The organism is Mycobacterium sp. NGS34 (genome assembly GCF_059812845.1).
Genome location: NZ_JCALDM010000002.1, coordinates 481,962 through 496,122, shown reverse-complemented (window position 1 = coordinate 496,122; position 14,161 = coordinate 481,962). Strand labels below are relative to the sequence as shown.

General features: G+C 70.7%; 11 protein-coding genes and 2 pseudogenes. 5 read left to right on the top strand and 8 right to left on the bottom strand.

The window, feature by feature from the left end; genetic code table 11:
* Positions 1-44 precede the first annotated feature (44 nt).
* From AC5Y7V_RS07320 to AC5Y7V_RS07310, 3 genes and pseudogenes are all read right to left on the bottom strand, one after another.
* Complete coding sequence (locus tag AC5Y7V_RS07320; protein ID WP_499879344.1) at positions 45-884, bottom strand: pseudouridine synthase; 840 nt, start codon at positions 882-884, stop codon at positions 45-47.
* Positions 881-2,638, bottom strand: a complete 1,758-nt coding sequence (locus tag AC5Y7V_RS07315; RefSeq protein ID WP_499879644.1) for a glycerol-3-phosphate dehydrogenase/oxidase — start codon at positions 2,636-2,638, stop codon at positions 881-883. The genes AC5Y7V_RS07320 and AC5Y7V_RS07315 overlap by 4 nt, the downstream gene beginning before the upstream one ends.
* 18 nt (positions 2,639-2,656) lie before the next feature.
* Positions 2,657-4,131 (bottom strand): annotated as a pseudogene (locus tag AC5Y7V_RS07310) (NAD(P)H-quinone dehydrogenase); the annotation flags it as partial.
* A 138-nt stretch (positions 4,132-4,269) separates the two neighbouring features.
* Between AC5Y7V_RS07310 and AC5Y7V_RS07305 the strand changes: the two are divergent.
* The gene (locus AC5Y7V_RS07305) at positions 4,270-4,749 is read left to right on the top strand and encodes a gamma-glutamylcyclotransferase family protein (protein ID WP_499879343.1); all 480 of its coding nucleotides are present in this window, start codon (positions 4,270-4,272) and stop codon (positions 4,747-4,749) included.
* A gap of 67 nt (positions 4,750-4,816) precedes the next feature.
* Here the strand turns inward: AC5Y7V_RS07305 and AC5Y7V_RS07300 are convergent, their stop codons facing one another.
* The 3 genes from AC5Y7V_RS07300 to AC5Y7V_RS07290 form a co-directional block, all read right to left on the bottom strand.
* Complete coding sequence (locus tag AC5Y7V_RS07300; protein ID WP_499879643.1) at positions 4,817-5,698, bottom strand: type IV toxin-antitoxin system AbiEi family antitoxin; 882 nt, start codon at positions 5,696-5,698, stop codon at positions 4,817-4,819.
* A gap of 108 nt (positions 5,699-5,806) precedes the next feature.
* On the bottom strand, positions 5,807-6,973 hold the full coding sequence (locus tag AC5Y7V_RS07295) for a M20 family metallopeptidase (RefSeq protein WP_499879342.1): 1,167 nt from the start codon (positions 6,971-6,973) through the stop codon (positions 5,807-5,809).
* Positions 6,970-8,157 carry a M20 family metallopeptidase gene (locus AC5Y7V_RS07290; RefSeq protein WP_499879642.1) on the bottom strand — a complete coding sequence of 396 codons (1,188 nt, stop codon included), beginning with the start codon at positions 8,155-8,157 and terminating at the stop codon, positions 6,970-6,972. Before AC5Y7V_RS07290 ends, AC5Y7V_RS07295 begins: the two co-directional genes overlap by 4 nt.
* A 121-nt stretch (positions 8,158-8,278) precedes the next feature.
* Here AC5Y7V_RS07290 and AC5Y7V_RS07285 point away from each other — a divergent pair, with 121 nt between their 5' ends.
* Entirely contained in the window at positions 8,279-9,748 is a 1,470-nt protein-coding gene (locus AC5Y7V_RS07285; protein WP_499879341.1) for a PPE family protein, read from the top strand.
* Between the two features lie 7 nt (positions 9,749-9,755).
* Here the strand turns inward: AC5Y7V_RS07285 and AC5Y7V_RS07280 are convergent, their stop codons facing one another.
* Positions 9,756-10,373, bottom strand: a complete 618-nt coding sequence (locus AC5Y7V_RS07280; protein WP_499879340.1) for a cutinase family protein — start codon at positions 10,371-10,373, stop codon at positions 9,756-9,758.
* An 88-nt stretch (positions 10,374-10,461) separates the two neighbouring features.
* Between AC5Y7V_RS07280 and AC5Y7V_RS07275 the strand changes: the two genes are divergently transcribed.
* The 3 genes and pseudogenes from AC5Y7V_RS07275 to AC5Y7V_RS07265 all read left to right on the top strand — a co-directional run bounded on the left by AC5Y7V_RS07275 (position 10,462) and on the right by AC5Y7V_RS07265 (position 13,446).
* Positions 10,462-11,268: a purine-nucleoside phosphorylase gene (locus tag AC5Y7V_RS07275; protein WP_499879339.1), complete on the top strand. Its 807-nt coding sequence runs from the start codon at positions 10,462-10,464 to the stop codon at positions 11,266-11,268.
* Positions 11,189-12,757 (top strand): annotated as a pseudogene (locus AC5Y7V_RS07270) (phospho-sugar mutase); the annotation flags it as partial. The gene AC5Y7V_RS07275 and the pseudogene AC5Y7V_RS07270, both read left to right, overlap by 80 nt.
* Before the next feature lie 35 nt (positions 12,758-12,792).
* A complete protein-coding gene (locus tag AC5Y7V_RS07265; protein WP_499879338.1) occupies positions 12,793-13,446 on the top strand; it encodes a hypothetical protein in 654 nt (217 codons plus the stop codon).
* Here AC5Y7V_RS07265 and upp read toward each other — a convergent pair.
* Entirely contained in the window at positions 13,443-14,066 is a 624-nt protein-coding gene (gene upp / locus AC5Y7V_RS07260; RefSeq protein WP_499879337.1) for a uracil phosphoribosyltransferase, read from the bottom strand. The genes AC5Y7V_RS07265 and upp overlap by 4 nt on opposite strands.
* Positions 14,067-14,161: the final 95 nt, after the last annotated feature.

The following is a 14,161-nucleotide window of genomic DNA, read 5'->3' as shown; positions in this document are numbered from 1 at the left end:
CAGGCTAACGGCGAGCGCATGCGAAATTCTTGCGGTTAAGGCGCTTACGGCCCCGGCCGCCGGCTGACGAATTCGCGGCGCACCCCGGACCGCGGGTCGTCGAACGCGATGCGCTGCGCCAGCAACCGCAGCGGCGTGCTGAAGTCGTCGGGGGCCACGTCAATGACGTTGGGGTACAAGGGATCACCCTCGATCGGCAAACCGAGCGAGGCCATGTGCACCCTAAGCTGGTGGGTGCGTCCGGTGCGCGGCGTCAGCCGGTACACGCCGTCGCCGAACAGCTCCACCAACGTCTCGGCGTTCGGCACACCGGGCTCGCAAAAGGCCTGCAAAACCCCGCGGCGCTTGATGATCCGGCTCCGCACCACCCGCGGAAAAACCAGAGCGGGGTCGACGGCGGCGCGCGCCAGATACGTCTTGCTGACCAAACTCAGGGCGAACAGCGTCTGGTAGGCGCCGCGCACCTCCCGCCGGGTGGTGAAGAGCAGCACCCCGGCCGTCAGCCGGTCGAGCCGATGCGCCGGACTCAGCTCGGGCAGATCGAGTTCGCGGCGCAGCCGCACCAGCGCCGTCTGCGCCACGTGCCGGCCGCGCGGCATGGTGGCCAAAAAGTGCGGCTTGTCGACGACGACGATGTCGTCGTCTTGATGCAGCACCGGGATCTCGAAGGGCACCGGCACCTCGTCGCGCAACTCGCGATAGAGGTAGACGAACGAACCCGCCGGCAGCACCGTCGTCTCGTCGACCGGGGCGCCGTCGGCGTCGACGACCTCGCGGGTCCGCGCCCCGAACCGGGCCGTCAGCTCGGCCAGCACTGGGCCGCCGCGCAGCCGCACCCGTGCCGGGCCCAGCCCGTCGCGCACGGGAAGCGGCGCGGGCCTCAACTGAGCGGTACCGGCTCGAGGAGTTCGGCGCGCGCCTCGGGCGCGCTGGCCCGCAACTCGTCGGCCGACACGTCGTCGGGCTGGGCCTGCGAAAGTACCTCGGCCTCCACCCGTGCGGTGTAGTTGGCGACCTCGCGGTCGACGTCGGCGGCGGACCACCCCAGCACGGGCGCCACCACGTCGGCCACCTCGCGGGCGCAGTCGACGCCGCGGTGTGGATATTCGATGGAGATGCGCGTGCGACGGGCCAGGATGTCCTCCAGGTGCAGGGCCCCCTCGGCGGTGGCGGCGTAGCGGGCTTCAACCCTTAGATAGCCGGGCGCCTCTTTGATCGGGGTGAACAGCCCGGGAGTTTCGGCCGCCAAACCCAGCACCTCGCCGATCAGCGAGCCATAGCGGTCGAGCAGATGGCGCACCCGGTACGGGTGCAGGCCCTGCAGCGCGGCCACATGCTCGACCTGGTTGACCAGCGCGAAGTACCCATCGGCGCCCAGCAGGCTCACCTTCTCGGTGATCGACGGCGCCACCCGGGCCGGAACGAATTGAGCCGCGGCGTCGATCGCGTCGGCGGCCATCACCCGGTAGGTGGTGTACTTCCCCCCCGCGATCGCGATCAGCCCCGGCGCGGGTACCGCCACGGCGTGCTCCCGGGACAGCTTGGACGTCTCCTCGCTCTCCCCGGCCAGCAGCGGCCGCAGCCCGGCGTACACCCCGTCGATGTCGGCGTGCGTCAGCGGGGTGGCCAGCACCGTGTTGACCGTCCCGAGGATGTAGTCGATGTCGACCTTGGTTGCGGCGGGATGGGCCAGGTCGAGGTCCCAGTCGGTGTCGGTGGTTCCAATGATCCAGTGGCCACCCCACGGTATGACGAACATCACCGACTTCTCGGTGCGCAGGATGATCGCGACGTCACTGACGATCCGGTCCCGCGGCACCACCACGTGCACGCCTTTGGACGCGCGCACCTTAAACCGGCCGCGCTGCTTGGACAACGCCTGAATCTCATCGGTCCACACCCCGGTCGCATTGACCACGACGTGGCCACGGACCTCGGTGATCGCGCCGGCCTCGGAGTCGCGGACCCGCACGCCGGTCACCCGATCGCCCTCGCGCAGCAACGCGACCACCTGGGTGGAGGACCGCACGACCGCGCCGTAATGGGCGGCGGTTCGCGCGACCGTCATGGTGTGGCGGGCGTCGTCGACGACGGTGTCGTAGTACCGAATCCCACCAATCAACGACGTGCGCTTCAGGCCCGGGCTCAATCGCAGAGCACCGGCGCGGGTCAAATGCTTTTGTGCCGGAACCGATTTCGCACCGCCGAGACGATCGTAAAGGAAAATGCCGGCGGCGACGTAAGGGCGCTCCCAGCCGCGTTTGGTCAGCGGAAACAGAAACGGCATCGGCTTGACCAGGTGCGGCGCCAGCTTGGTCAGCGACAGCTCACGCTCGTGAAGCGCCTCGCGGACCAGACCGAACTCGAGCTGCTCGAGGTAACGCAGCCCGCCGTGGAACATCTTCGACGACCGGCTCGACGTGCCCGAGGCGAAATCGCGCGCCTCGACCAGCGCCACCTTGAGCCCGCGGGTGGCGGCGTCGAGCGCACAGCCGCAGCCCACCACGCCGCCGCCGATCACCACCACGTCGAACTGCTCGGCACCGAGCCGCTCCCAGGCCAACTCGCGTTGCCGAGGCCCCAGCGAGGAAGCCGCCCAGGTTTGGGCGCTATCCGGTGCCTGAATCGGGTTGCTCACTGCGGGGACTCCTGTCCGGTTACTCGTCGGTAGCCGTGCTCCACCAAGGCTAGTTGGTCCGGCCTCCGAGAGTTGCGTTAGTCCAGATCGTCGTGGGCCATCAGCCGGCGCGCGGCCTCGGTGATCGAGCCGGACAGCGACGGGTAGACGGCCAGTGTCTGCGCCAACTCGTTGACGGTGATGCGGTTCTGCACCGCGACGGCGATCGGCAGGATCAGCTCGGAGGCGATCGGCGCCACCACGACACCGCCGATCACCACGCCGGTGGACCGCCGGCAGAAGACCTTGACGAAGCCCTGCCGCAGGCCCGACATCTTCGCCCGCGCGTTGGTGCGCAGCGGCAGCATGATGGTCCGCGCCGACACCGAACCGTCGTCGATCATCGATTGCGGCACCCCGACCGCGGCGATCTCGGGCCGGGTGAACACCGTCGCGGCGACCGTGCGCAACCGGATCGGGCTGACGCCCTCCCCCAGCGCGTGATACATCGCGATCCGGCCCTGCATGGCGGCGACCGACGCCAGCAGCAGCAGCCCGGTGCAGTCGCCGGCGGCATAGATGCCGGGCACCGAGGTGCGCGAAACCCGGTCCACGGTCAGGTAATTGCCGCGCCCCAGTTCGATGCCGACCCGCTCCAGGCCCAGGCCGCTCGTGTTGGGAACCGATCCGATGGTCATCAGGGCGTGGCTGCCCTCGACGGTGCGGCCGTCCGTCATCGTGACCAGCACCCCGGCGTCGGTCCGCGTGACCGACTCGGCGCGCGCGTTCTTGAACAGCTGCACCCCGCGTTCGGCGAACGACTCTTCCAGCACCAACGCGGCGTCGGCGTCCTCGTACGGCAGCACCCGGTCCCGGCTGGCCGCCACCGACACGCGCACGCCCAACTCGGTGTAGGCGTGCACGAATTCGGCGCCGGTCACCCCCGAGCCCACCACGACCAGGTGCTCGGGCAGCGCCTCCAGGTCGTAGAGCTGCCGCCAGGTCAGGATCCGTTCGCCGTCGGGCCGGGCGGTCGGCAGGATCCGCGGGCTGGCGCCGGTGGCGATCAGCACGACGTCGGCCTCGTGCTCGCTGGTGGTGCCGTCGGAATGGGTGGCCTTGATGCGGTGCTTGGCCAGGCCGGGCGTGGGGTCGACGAGCTCGCCGCGGCCCGCGACCACCTCGACGCCCACGGCCAGCAGCTGCGCGGTGATGTCCGCCGACTGCTCGGTGGCGAGCCGTTTGACCCGGGCGTGGATCTGCGGCAACGAGATCTTGGCGTCCTCGAAGTCGATGTCGAAGCCCAGCCGCGGCGCCCGGCGCAGCTCGGTGCGCAACCCGGTGGAGGCGATGAACGTCTTGGACGGCACGCAGTCGTCCAGCACGGCCGCCCCGCCGATGCCGTCGGAGTCGATGACGGTGACGTGCGTCGTGTCGGGATGGGACGTCGCGGCGACGAGCGCGGCTTCGTATCCGGCCGGACCTCCCCCGAGGATGACGATGCGGGTCACCACGGCCCCTAACCTATCCCGGAGACGATGCGCGCCGCAGCGCGGCGCGAGGAGGAGCCGGGCCATCGGACCGGGGCGGCCGGGACCCCGCGAATCGCTCGGGTGAATACCGCGCGAGCACGCGACGTCTAAGCTTTCCCCGTGCCGATCTACGCCGCGTACGGGTCCAACATGGATCCCGAGCAGATGCTCAAGCGCGCGCCGCACTCGCCGATGGCCGGAACTGGCTGGTTACACGGGTGGCGGCTGACGTTCGGCGGCGAGGACATCGGCTGGGAAGGGGCCCTGGCGACGATCGTCGAGGACCCGCAGTCGAAGGTGTTCGTCGTGCTCTACGACATGACGCCGGCCGACGAGATCAACCTCGACCGGTGGGAGGGCTCCGAGTTCGGCGTCCACAAGAAGATCCGCTGCCGGGTGGAGCGCATCTCGTCGGACACCACCACCGACCCCGCGCTGGCGTGGCTGTACGTGCTGGACGCCTGGGAGGGCGGCCTGCCGTCGGCGCGCTACCTCGGCGTGATGGCCGACGCGGCCGAAATCGCCGGCGCGCCAGAGGATTACGTGCACGATCTGCGAACCCGCCCGGCACACAACATCGGCCCGGGAACCAGCGGCTGACTCCCCTTCCGCCGAGCGCGCTCATATGCACGCCGACACGCCGTCGCGGCCGGCATTTTGGGGCCACTCACGCTGCCCGACTTAATCGAGCGTTGAGCCGACGCACAAGTTGTGCGGGTTGATACCTGACATCCTCGGCGATGATCGGCACTACCACCCAACTCAGGTCCTGCAAGGCCGCGGACCTTTTGCGGTCCCGTCGAAATGCGTCGCGCCCGCTGTGCCAGTCGACTCCGTCGTACTCGGCAGCCACCCGAAACTCGGGCCAGGCGAAGTCGAGCCGCCAGAGGCGGCCGGTCAGGTCGATGACCTCGTACTGCAGCACTGGCCGCGGTAGGCCTCCATCGATCATGACCAGTCGAGCCTCGCTCTCCATCGGCGACTCGGCCAGCGGCGAAGCCAGGGAAAGGAGTTCCCGGACGTTGACGACGCCCCGACGACCGGACTGCAACCCGATGGCCCGCGCCAGCTCGCCGCGGCTGCACGTCCTGCTGCGCAGCGCGGCATCGAGGGTCGCGAGTGCGCGAGGCCGCCGCAGGCTGCGGGCAACTTCGATCGCCGTCCATGAGGGTGCCGTGGCCGGCCGACCCCGCATCACAGTCAGCGGTGCCCCTTCTCGACGGTGCACCACCAGACCGCGAGCCGAGCGCAAGCGCCGACCGCCGGGGTTAAGCACATGCAGATTCGAGGTGTCTTCGGTGTCGAATCCATAAGCGGCCGCTGCAGTGTGCATGCACGCCGCGACCGTCGTGCCGGCCAGCAGGTCCAGCCCCCGCAATCGCAACGCAGCGGTCACTTCGCCGCGGCCGTATATGCCATGCCAAACCTTCTGCAATGCACCGCTTTTCAGTTGACTCTCAAGGCCTCGACGAGTCACGAAAGTTAACACCTGGCTCGTGCTAACAACTCCGCCTTGTTCAACCAGCAACCGGTCGAGCTCAGCATGCATGCCGGCCATCTTCGGCGCCTCAGGCGGACCACGCCAGTCACTTGCCGAGCGTCCTCAAAATGCCGGCTTGGACGGCGTGTCGGCGTACAAATGAGCGCGCTCGCGCACCTAGAACAGGGCGGCCTGCTCGACGATGTTGACCATCACGCGCAGCCCGATCGCCAGGGCCCGCTCGTCGAGGTCGAAGGTCGGCTGGTGCAGGTCCAGCTGCAGTCCCTGGCCCGACCACACCCCCAATCGCGCCATCGCGCCGGGGATCTCCTCGAGATACCAGGAGAAATCCTCACCGCCGCCGGACTGCCGGGTGTCGGCCAGCGCGTCGGGGCCGACGGCCTCGATCGCGTGGGTCAGGATCCGCGTCGAGACGTCCTCGTTGACCACCGGCGGCACGCCGCGCCGGTATTGCAGCGTGTGCTCGATCGCCAGCGGGGACAGCAGCGCGGACACGGTCTCGCGGATGACCTCCTCGAGCGCGATCCAGGTCTGGCGGCTCGCGGTGCGCACTGTGCCGGCCAGCACGCCGGTCTGCGGAATCGCGTTGGGGGCCACGCCCGCGTTGACCGCGCCCCACACCAGCACCGTGCTGTTGCGCGGGTCGATGCGGCGCGACAGCACCCCCGGCAGCCCGGTGATCAGCGTGCCCAGCCCGTAGACCAGGTCGGCGGTCAAGTGCGGGCGCGACGTGTGCCCGCCGGGCGAATACAGCGTGATCTCCATCTGGTCGGCCGCCGAGGTGATCGGGCCCTGCCGGACCGCGATCTTGCCGACCTCCAGGCGGGGATCGCAGTGCAGGGCGAAGATCCGCGACACCCCGGCCAGCGCCCCGGCGGCGATGGCGTCGATCGCCCCGCCGGGCATCAACTCCTCGGCGGCCTGAAAGATCAGCCGCACCCCGACGGGCAGCTCCGGCACGGTTCCCAGCGCCAGCGCCGTGCCCAGCAGGATCGCGGTGTGCGCGTCGTGTCCGCAGGCGTGCGCGACGTTGGGCATCGTCGAGGCGTACGGCGCGCCGGTGAGCTCGGCCATCGGCAGCGCGTCCATGTCGGCCCGCAGCGCGATCCTCGGCTCGTGCTCGGGACCCATGTCGCAGATCAGCCCGGTCCCGGGCAGCAGCTTCGGTTTCAGCCCCGCGTCGGCCAGCCGCTCGGCGACGAACTGGGTGGTGGCGAACTCCTGCCGGCCCAGCTCCGGGTAGCGATGGATGTGCCGGCGCCACTCCACCAGCTCGTCGTGGTGGGCGGCCAACCACGATTCGGCGGTGTCGACGAGGCTCATGCGCGCGCCCCGCCGGTTCGGCGCTCCCGCGCGGCCAGCACCCGGTCGCGCTGCTCGGGGGCCTGGGCGAGGTGAACCACCGTGCGCGCCAACATGATCGCGCCGTCGAGGACCGCGCGGTCGGCGCTGGGGCCGGCGGCGGCGGCCGCGAAGGCGCGCTGGTGGACGGTGGCGCCGCCCGCGTCGACCCCGACGATCGGATGGATGCCCGGCAGGACCTGCGTCACGTTGCCCATGTCCGTGCTGCCCATGGGCAGCGACGCCTCGAACTCGCGGGCCACCGGCTCGCGGCCGAGCCGGCGCATCTCCTCGCGGAAGACGTCGGCCAGCCACTCGTCGGGCTTGAGTTCGTCGTACGCGGGCGCCGGGTTGTCTATTTCGTATTCGCAGCCGGTGGCCAGCGCGCCCGCCGCGAAGCACGCGTACATCCTGCCCTCCAGCTGCCTCAGCGATTCCGATTCGACCGCCCGCATCGCATACTGCAGCGCCGCGTGCCCGGGGATGACGTTGACCGCCTGCCCGCCGTCGGTGACGATGCCGTGCACCAGCTGGCCCGGCGCCAGTTGCTGACGCAACAGCCCGACGGCCACCTGCGCGACGGTCACGGCGTCGGCGGCGTTGACCCCCTGATGCGGCGCGACGGCAGCATGGGATTCCTTGCCACGGTAGTGCACGGTCGCTTCCGACAGCGCCAGCGAGCGGGCCGCGGCGATGTCGGCGGGCCCGGGATGCAGCATCACCGCGGCGGCGACGTCGTCGAACACCCCGGCCCGCAGCAGCAGCGCCTTGCCGCCGCCGGCCTCCTCGGCGGGCGTGCCGATCAGCGCCACCCGCAGGCCCAGGTCGTCGGCCACCTCGGCCAGCGCCAGCGCGGTGCCCACCGCTGACGCCGCGATGATGTTGTGCCCGCACGCGTGGCCGATCTCGGGCAGCGCGTCGTACTCGGCGCACACCCCGACGGTCAGCGGTCCGCTGCCGAAGTCGGCGCGGAAGGCCGTGTCCAGGCCGCCCGCGGCCGCGGTGATCTCGAAACCGCGCTCGGCGACCAGCGCCTGCGCCTTGGCGCAGCTGCGGTGCTCGGCGAACGCGAGCTCCGGCTCGGCATGAATTGCGTGGGACAACTCGACGAGGTCGGCACCGTGTCGCCGCACGACAGCCTCGACGCGACCTAGCGGGTGGTCCAACGAGGGAGCGGGCACCTTCGCAGTATCTCACCGCCGCGGTCGCGCCCCGCTACCAAACCGTATAACTAGCGATTACGCGTTCAACTGGACTTAAAGTATGTAATTCTGCTATCTATGTGACATGAGTTTTTTAGTCTTGCCGCCTGAGATCAACTCGTTGCGAATGTTCGTCGGCGCGGGGTCGGCGCCGATGCTAGAGGCCGCGGCGGCCTGGGACGGCCTGGCCTCCGAGCTCGCCTCGGCGGCGTCGTCGTTCGCGTCCGTGACCTCCGGGCTGACGGGACAGGCGTGGCAGGGCCCGGCGTCGGCGGCGATGATGGCGGCGGCCACCCCGTACGCCGGCTTCCTCAGCGCGGCCGCCGCCCACGCCGAAAACGCGTCGGCGCAGGCCCAGGCCGTCGCCGCGGTGTTCGAGTCCTCGCTGGCGGCCACCGTGCACCCCACGATGGTCGCCTCCAACCGCACCGACCTGGTGTCCCTGGTGATCTCGAACCTGTTCGGCCAGAACGCCCCCGCGATCGCGGCCACCGAGGCCGAGTACGAGCAGATGTGGGCCCAGGACGTGGCCGCGATGGTCGACTATCACGCCGGCGCGTCCGCCGCGGCGACCCAGCTGGCGACGTCCGGCCCGCTGCAGTTCATCGAGCAAAACATCTTCGCGCCGCTGGAAGCCTTGCCCGGCATCAACTTCGCCGGCATCGGCAACGCGCACCTGCTGACCCTGGGCATCGGGAACGGGCAGTCGTGGAACCTGGGCAGCGGCAACCTGGGCGAGCTCAACCTGGGCAGCGGCAACCTCGGCAACGTCAACCTGGGCAGCGGCAACTTCGGCCACTGGGACCTGGGCAGCGGCAACCTCGGCAGCTTCAACCTGGGCAGCGGCAACACCGGCGGCTTCAACGCGGGCTTCGGCAACCTCGGCAGCTACAACCTGGGCTTCGGCAACAACGGCAGCAACAACTTCGGCCTCGGCAACGTGGGCTCGCTGAACTTCGGTTTCGGCAACACCGGCACCGGAAACATCGGCATCGGGCTCACCGGCGACCACCAGATCGGTTTCGGCGGCCTGAATTCCGGCCTCGGCAACATCGGGTTCGGCAACTCCGGAACCAACAACATCGGCTTCTTAAACTCGGGCAACGGCAACATCGGCATCGGCAACTCGGGCCAATTCAACTGGGGCCTGGGCAATTCGGGTGCCCTGAGCGCCGGCCTGTTCAACTCGGGATCGAGCGACACGGGATTCTTCAACTCGGGTGACTACGCCACCGGCGGTTTCAACGCGGGCAACTACAACACCGGCTTCTTCAACTCCGGCAGCACCAACACGGGTCTGTTCAACTCCGGCGACCTGAACACCGGCGTGGGCAACCTGTTCACCGGGTCCGGTGCCAGCTCGGGCTTCGGCAACTCCGGCACGGGAAGCTCCGGGTTCGACAACGCCGGCGACTTCGCCTCCGGCATCGGCAACACCGGCGACTACGTCTCCGGGTTCTTCCACGCGGGCGCCATCACCGGCAGTGTGAACGGGGCGGGGGCGGCCTTCGCCGCGGGCATCAACGGCCTGCGCAGCATCCTCGCGGGCCTGTAGCGGCGATCTACACCAGTCCGGCGATGAACGCCGCCGCCTGACCGGGGTAGGGCGGCACCTCGTAGACGTGGTGCGCGTCACGGTCGCGGCCCCCGACGACGCAGACCGGATCGCCGTCGCTGCACAGGTCGATGGCGCGACCGGCCCACGCGCCCGTCGAGGACAGGGGCGTGTTGAACCGGTTGCCGGGATTGCCGAACACCGCGACCGCCCGCACCCGGTCGGCCAGCGCGGGATCCAGCGCGGGCGCCGACCCGAAGTTGCCGATGCGCTGCCCAATGGGCGGCACACCCGCCAGCATCGACACCGCCGAGGCGCCCTGCGAGAAGCCACCGAGTACCAGCCGCGTCGCCGGGCACTGGTCGACCATCGCGGCGATGTGTTCGCGCGCGTCGTTGGCCGCGTCGGCTGTGGTCAGGAAGTTGTAGCTGGCCGGATAGTTCACCGGGTAGGCGTCGACGTTGCGCGCCCCGAGCGCGGACCGCAGCGCGGCGAACAGCGCATCGCCCACCGCGCCCAGGCCGGGCGGCTCGGCGGTGCCCCGGGCGAAGATGAGCTGGACATCGGGACACGGGTCGGCCGCCGCCGGCGGCGCCGGGCCGAACGCGATCGCGACCACCGACACCGCAACGGCAACTACCAGAGGAAAATTCGACCACCCCGGACGACGCATACGGCAGATCCTGACACATGCCGGGCTAAGCTCGCCGACTGTGGCCGCACCCCTGCCCGATCCCGAGGAGCTCGCACGGCGGGCGGCGCAAGCGATCGCCGAGCGCACCGGGGTCGCCGAGCACGACGTCGCGATCGTCCTCGGCTCGGGATGGCGGCCGGCGGTGGCGGCGCTCGGCCCCCCGGCCGTCACGCTGGCGCAGGCCGACCTGCCCGGGTTCGCGCCGCCGACCGCCGTCGGGCACACCGGTGAGCTGTTGTCGGTGCGCATCGGCGCGCATCGGGTGCTGGTGCTGGTCGGTCGCGTGCACGCCTACGAGGGGCACGACCTGTGCCACGTCGTGCACGCGGTGCGCGCGGCCTGCGCGGCGGGGGTGCGCACCGTCGTGCTCACCAACGCGGCCGGGGCGCTGCGCCCCGAGCTGGCGGTCGGCGAGCCGGTGCTGATCAGCGACCACCTGAACCTCACGGCGCGCTCGCCGCTGGTCGGCCCTCAGTTCGTGGACATGACCGACGCCTACTCGCCGCGGCTGCGCGAGCTCGCCCGCCTTGCCGACCCGGGGCTGACCGAGGGCGTCTACGCCGGCCTGCCCGGGCCGAACTACGAGACGCCCGCGGAGATCCGGGCGCTGTGGGCGCTGGGCGCCGACCTGGTCGGCATGTCGACGGTGCACGAGACCATCGCGGCCCGCGCGGCCGGCGCCGAGGTGCTGGGGGTGTCGCTGGTCACCAACCCGGCCGCCGGGATGTCGGGAGAACCGTTGAGCCACGCCGAGGTGCTGGCCGCCGGGACCGCGTCGGCCAGCCGGATGGGCGCGCTGCTGGCCGAGGTGGTGGCCCGGCTGTGACGACGTGACGCCGGCCCGCCCGCTGCGGTTCGGCACAGCGGGGTTGCGCGGGCCGGTGCGAGACGGGCCCGACGCGATGAACGTCGCGGTGGTGTCGCGCGCGACGTGGGCGGTGGCGCGGGTGCTGGGCGAACCGGGGCTGGTGGTCGTCGGCCGCGACGCCCGGCACGGCTCGGCGGCGTTCGCCACCGTGACGGCCGAAGTGCTTGCCGCCGAAGGCTTTTCGGTTCTGCTCTTCCCGGGACCGGTCCCGACACCCGTCGTCGCGTTCGCGGTCCGCCACGCCGGCGCGGCCGCGGGGGTGCAGATCACCGCGTCGCACAACCCGCCGGCCGACAACGGCTACAAGGTGTACTGGCAGGGCGGCATCCAGATCGTCTCCCCCACCGACCGCCGGATCGAGGCCGCGATGGCCGCCGCTCCCCCGGCCGACCGGATCGCCAGGGCGCCCGTCGCACCCGCCGAGACCGACCTCGTCGAGCGTTACCTCGAGCGCGCGGCCGCGGTGCGCCGCGGCGCCGGGTCGGTGCGGGTGGCGCTGACGCCGCTGCACGGCGTGGGCGGCGCGCCGGCCGTGGCGGCGCTGCACCGCGCGGGATTCGACCAGGTCCACACCGTCGGGGCCCAGTTCGCGCCGGACCCCGACTTTCCCACCGTCGCCTTCCCCAACCCGGAGGAACCCGGGGCCGCCGACGCGCTGCTCGCGCTGGCCGAGGAGACCCGCGCCGACGTCGCGATCGCGCTGGATCCCGACGCCGACCGCTGCGCCGTCGGCATCCCGACCCCCGCCGGCTGGCGGATGCTGTCCGGTGACGAAACCGGTTGGCTGCTGGGCGATTACATCCTGTCCCACGACAGATCCGGCACGGCGGTGGTGGCCAGCACCGTGGTGTCGTCGCGGATGCTGGCGGCGATCGCCGCCGAACACGGCGCCACCCACGTCGAGACCCTCACCGGCTTCAAGTGGCTGGCGCGCGCCGATTCCGGCGTGCCGGGCGGCAGGCTGGTCTACGCCTACGAGGAGGCGATCGGCCACTGCGTCGACCCGGAGGCGGTGCGCGACAAGGACGGCATCAGCGCCGCGGTGCTGGTGTGCGACCTGGTGGCCGCGCTGCGGGCCCAGGGCCGTTCGGTGCCCGACGCGCTCGACGACCTCGCCCGCCGCCACGGCGTGCACGACGTCGCCGCGGTGTCGCGCCGCGTGGCCGACACCGACGAGGCCGCGGAACTGATGCGGCGGCTGCGGGCGGCCGCGCCGGGTCGGCTGGCCGGCTTCCCCGCGAGCACCACCGACATCACCGACGCGCTGATCTTCACCGGCGGCGACGGCGAAACGTCGGCGCGGGTGGTGGTGCGGCCGTCGGGCACCGAACCGAAGTTGAAGTGCTACTTGGAGATTCGCTGCGCGCCGACCAACGACCTGCCCTCGGCCAGGCGGCGCGCCCGCGCGCTGCGCGACGAGCTGGTCTCGGCCGTGCAAGCGTGGTGAACTTGATCATGTTTCTCCGAAAATATGAGCAACGGTTGGCGCCACAACTGTCATCGGAGCTCGGCGAAACGATCCTGCGCTGCATCGCGCTCAATGCCGCCGGAGCGCACGACCGGATGGACAACGAGAGCTTCTCACTCATGTGGCGGCCGTCGTTGACTGTCAACGGGCGGCCGCAGACCCGACTGCCGCAAACGATGTTCCTCATCCTGACACCGACGCGCGTGCTGATCACCGACACCAAGAGGGGCGGGACCGGCTATCGGCCCGTCCTCGGCTCGCCGATCCTCACGCTGACGCGAGAAGACGCCGAGATCACCGCCGTCAGAGACGACGACGGGTTGTGGCTCTATCGCCTGAAATCCCTTGCCAAATCGGCGGAACTGGACTTGGAACTGTCCAGCGGCCGCGGCATCGCGGAAGAATTGGCCGCGCAGCTGCGGGAGTTCTCGGCCACCCAAAGCGCGGACGCCGCGGAGCAGCTGCTCGACGCCCGCCGGCAGTACCAGGCCAAGTCATACCGGATGGCCGGCGTCGCGAGTGCGGTGTTTTCGCTGCTGTCCTTCGGCTTCGGCGCTTACCAGGTCTACGGACATCACGTCGGCACGCCGAACCCGAAGGCGTTGTTCATTTGCGGTGCGATTTTCGCGGTCGGGGCGGTCTGGCTGTTCGTGCCCCGTCGGGGCTAGCGCGGCCCGAATTGGCGGTCGCCCGCATCGCCGAGACCCGGCACGATGTAGGCGATCTCGTTGAGGCGGTCGTCGACGGCAACGGTGAACAGCCGCGCGTCCGGCGCCGCCTTCTCAAGCGCGGCAACGCCTTCCGGAGCTGCCACCGCGCACAGCACGGTGATATCCGACGCGCCGCGCCGGTGCAGCAGGCCGATCGTGTGGGTCATCGACCCGCCGGTGGCCAGCATCGGGTCCAGGACGATCACCGGCACGCCGGACAAGTCGTCGGGCAGCGACTCGAGATATCCCGTCGCGCAATGGGTTTCCTCGTCGCGGGCCACGCCGACGAAGCCCACCCGCGCCTCCGGGAGCAGCTCCAGGGCGCGCTCGAGCATGCCCAGGCCCGCGCGCAGCACCGGCACCAGCAGGGGCGGGTGGGCCAGGCGCACCCCGAGCGTCTCGGCCAGCGGCGTACGGATCGGAAAGGTCTCGCGGGCGGCGTCGCGCGTGGCCTCGTAGACCAGCATCGCGGTCAGCTCGCGCAGGCCGGCCCGGAAGTGGGCGTTGTCGGTGCGTTCGTCGCGCAGCGCCGTCAGCCGCGACAGGGCCAGCGGGTGATCAATGACGCGCACGTCCACGGCATTTGACCCTATATAACGATTGCGACTAGCAACGCCGACACGCTCGCGTGGCCGCCCTCGGGCGGGTGAATCCGCCCATATACTCCCGGCGT